1 pseudogene is annotated in these 906 nt (G+C 42.1%); it reads left to right on the top strand.

From position 1 onward, the window contains the following. Nucleotides 1-906, top strand: a pseudogene (locus CWC18_RS20605) (IS3 family transposase); the annotation flags it as partial.

Raw genomic sequence — 906 nt, 5'->3', positions numbered from 1 at the left:
TAGTAGACCAAGGTTACACGCAAGAAGAAGCAGCTAAAGCAATGGGTGTTGGTAAATCAACAGTGAGTAAATGGGTTAATCAGCTTAAACAAGAACGTAATGGCCAATCCCCAACAGCAGCACCAATGACACCTGAGCAGATAGAAATCCGAGAACTCAAAAAGCAAATACAACGCATTGAATTAGAAAAGGACATTCTAAAAAAGGCTACAGCTCTCTTGATGTCGGACTCGCTGAACAATTCTCGCTAATTGAGAAGTTAAATCAACGAGAGCGTTACCCTGTCACAGTGTTGTGTAAGGTGTTTAGTGTACACCGAAGTAGCTATAAGTATTGGGCTAAAAGTGATACATCCCCTTCACCGGAGCAACTTCGCTTACAAGCTGAAGTAAAAGCAATTCATAAGCTGAGTAATGGCTCTGCTGGCGCACGTACCATTGCTGGAATAATTACAAACAATGGTTACAAGTTAAGCCGTTATCGCGCTACAAAGCTGATGACCAAGTTAAATTTAACAAGCTGCCAAGTACCACAGCACAAATATAAACGTGGTGGCAATGAGCATCTTGAGATATCTAATAAACTAGATAGGCAGTTTGATGTTGTTGAGCCAAATACTGTGTGGTGCGGTGATGTCACTTATGTTTGGACTGGAAACCGCTGGGCATATTTAGCAGTTGTTATCGACTTGTTTGCTCGCAAGGTTGTGGGTTGGGCGATGTCATTCTCGCCTGACACCAATCTAACATTAAAAGCGTTAGAAATAGCTTATGAAAGTCGTGCTAAGCCTAGCGGACTGATATTCCATTCAGACCAAGGCAGCCATTATACAAGTTTGAGATATCGTCAAAGATTATGGCGCTATAAAATTACGCAAAGTATGAGCCGTCGTGGTAATTGCTGGGA

Origin of the sequence: Pseudoalteromonas aurantia (genome assembly GCF_005886875.1) — a bacterium.
GTDB lineage: Bacteria > Pseudomonadota > Gammaproteobacteria > Enterobacterales > Alteromonadaceae > Pseudoalteromonas > Pseudoalteromonas aurantia_A.
The sequence above is the reverse complement of the archived record's forward strand: the minus strand, read 5'-3'. Positions and strand labels throughout refer to the sequence as shown.